This window comes from Microcoleus sp. T3_D1, assembly GCF_036700405.1.
In the GTDB taxonomy this organism is placed as follows: Bacteria; Cyanobacteriota; Cyanobacteriia; order Cyanobacteriales; family Microcoleaceae; genus Microcoleus.
In genome coordinates this window covers 1-2660 of record NZ_JAUBOV010000177.1, presented here as the reverse complement: position 1 = coordinate 2660, position 2660 = coordinate 1, and the positions used below count along the sequence as shown (strand labels likewise).

Annotated in this window: 1 protein-coding gene; it reads right to left on the bottom strand. The window is 45.5% G+C overall.

The window, feature by feature from the left end; translation table 11 throughout:
* On the bottom strand, nucleotides 1-2660 hold a 2660-nt coding region (locus QT992_RS33175), incomplete at both ends, for an FG-GAP-like repeat-containing protein (RefSeq protein WP_333343059.1).

The following is a 2660-nucleotide window of genomic DNA, read 5'->3' as shown; positions in this document are numbered from 1 at the left end:
AAAACTGGGTCGTAAGTATAACTCCGCTTGCCAGTACCTCCCCCCCCACCAGCTTGCACATTATTGTTTAAACGAACATTAACTCCACTACCAGCGAAGATTAAATCCAAATCGCTATCAAGATCGATATCTGCTAATGCCACAGCCTGATCGGAGGCATAGAAATAATAATTATCATCACTTGGAATTGCCAAAGTACCGTTACCATTATTTAAAAATACACTTTCTAAACCATAACCCTGACCGGAAATAACTGCATCCAAATCTCCATCTCCATCCACATCCCCTACTGCTACGGACAAAGGATTATGAAAATTTCCCGTTATTGACTCAATTGAGTAATTAGTTGCCACACCAAAACTACCATCGCCATTGCTCAATAATACAGATACGTCATTGTTTAAAGATGCAGAAACGTTCGAGTCACGTTTGTTTGCAGTAATGATGTCATTATTGCCATCCCCATTCAAATCTCCCACAGCTACAGATACCGCCCCAACATTCACGGAGTAATTACTTTGGGCGGCAAAAGTACCGCTGCCATTTCCCAACAATACTGACACCCTACCGCTAGCAGGATTAGTGCCACTAGAAGGGCTGGTGGCAATGATGTCTAGATTTCCATCTTTATTTAGATCGTTCAAAGTAACAAATTCAGGCGACGAATTCAGTGCGATATTCGTGCTGGGGGCAAAAGTACCGTTGCCATTCCCCAGCAGCACGGACAAGCTATTGGTGCTAGAATTATTAGCAGTAACGACATCATTTTCACCATCTTTATTTACGTCTCCCACAGCTACGGATAAAGCACCAGAAGCTACCGGATAATTATTAGCTTGAAGGGTAAAATTGCCCGAACCGTCGCCCAACAATACTGACACCCTACCTGCATTAGGAGCAGTACCACCAAAAGAACTGACAGTAATGATATCTAAATTGAGATCGCCATCCAAATCCCCTAAAGCTATGGAGTTTGGACTGTCGCTTACAGTGTAATCTCTGACGCCAAAAGTGCCATCGCCGTTACCCAACAACACTGATACACTGTTGCCATAACCAGCAGTAACAATATCAACAGTGCTGTTATCGTTGACATCTCCTACTGCAATAACCCTAGCATTCGCGTTTATATAATTTCTCGGCCCAAACAACTGACCGTCGTTGTTATTTGGGGGTGTTTGAGGCGTACCGGAAAGCGAATCTGAAATGCTTTTCACATTTCCTTTAGCATCGTACTCGTAAGAGGTAGTATTGCCCCGCGCGTCTGTTTTTTTCGTCACCAATAAATTCTGATTTCGCTCAAAGGTAGGTTTATTTCCCCCTCCATCTTTTGCCGAAACAACTTGACCTGTTTGGTCGAGAATCTGAGTAACTACCCCACCGCTACCATCAGCATAACTTGCCTCTATTACTGTACTTAAAGGTTGAGCTACAGGCGCATTCAAAGGATTAGTTGTATCCTCCTTCCGATAAAGTCCTTGTACCTGTACTGGTGCCACCTGCAACTGCGAACCGTCTTTACGAATTCCTCCCGTTGCTCTACCTGCAAAATCGTATAATGTTTGTTCGGAAAATCCCCGTTTGTCTACTTCTTTTGTGATGTGACGTTCGCTGTCGTAGCTAAACGTCCGCGCTTTGGTATCGGGGTCAACAATATGCAGCAAGTTGCCTGCAGCGTCGTATTCTAACTTCGTCAACCGTCCAGCAGGGTCTTCTATTTGACTTACTTTACCGTTTGCATAGGTCAACTTGGTAATCAACCCAGCTACGTCGATGATTTGGGACAACTCACCGGATGAATTGTAAGTATATTTGGTTTCGTCGCCGTTGGCTTCTTTAACCGAAACCAGACGTTTGGCGGTATTGAAACTGTAAACAGTTTTGTCAGTTAAGGTGCGGGTAAACGTGCCGTCTGTCAGTTTCTCTAATTTGGAGAAATCCCCTGGAGGAGATACATACTCTTCCCCTGCTAGTGTGGATTTATCGAATACCAATTCGCTGCCGTCACCGTCAATTAACAATAATGAAGAGTCGGAATTTTCTACTAATTCCTGCCATCCAGCTATTCCCCAACCGCTGCCGAAAGGACTGTTAATTGTGTTGACTGAAACTAACTTATCCTTCGTGTCGGTTGAAGAACCCGCAAAAATAGTACCCGTAAATCGGCGGATGCCGCTGTTAATAGTATAGTCGTACTGACCCGAAGGCAAGGCACTCATATCGACTTGCAACGCTGCGTCGATGGGACCTCCATTAGAGGGCATTGACCAGAAGTGTTCGCCTCCGGTTAAACTGTATTGGTTGCCGGAATATCCGGGTATTTGATATTTGAATTTGCCTGCATCTACGGTTAGTTTAGCTACTAATTTTTGGGCTGCATCGGCGGGCGCGTTATTGTAGCCGAAATGGACGATGGGTCTGGGGTCTGCTCTGAGAGAATCGTAGGTTAGAGTTAAACTGCGGGTTTCTCCCATTGACTGGTAGGGTACGAGGTCGTGGGTTTCGATTACTGCCCCGGAGTGCATTTCTACGGAAGAGGTTAAGCCGCCTTTTGCTTTGCATTCGTTGCACTTGTCTTTGGGATTGCGGGGGTCTTGACCCGGATTTCTGGGCGAAGGTGCGGGCGGGGCGAAGAAGTGCCAACTGCTGTTGCGGATGCC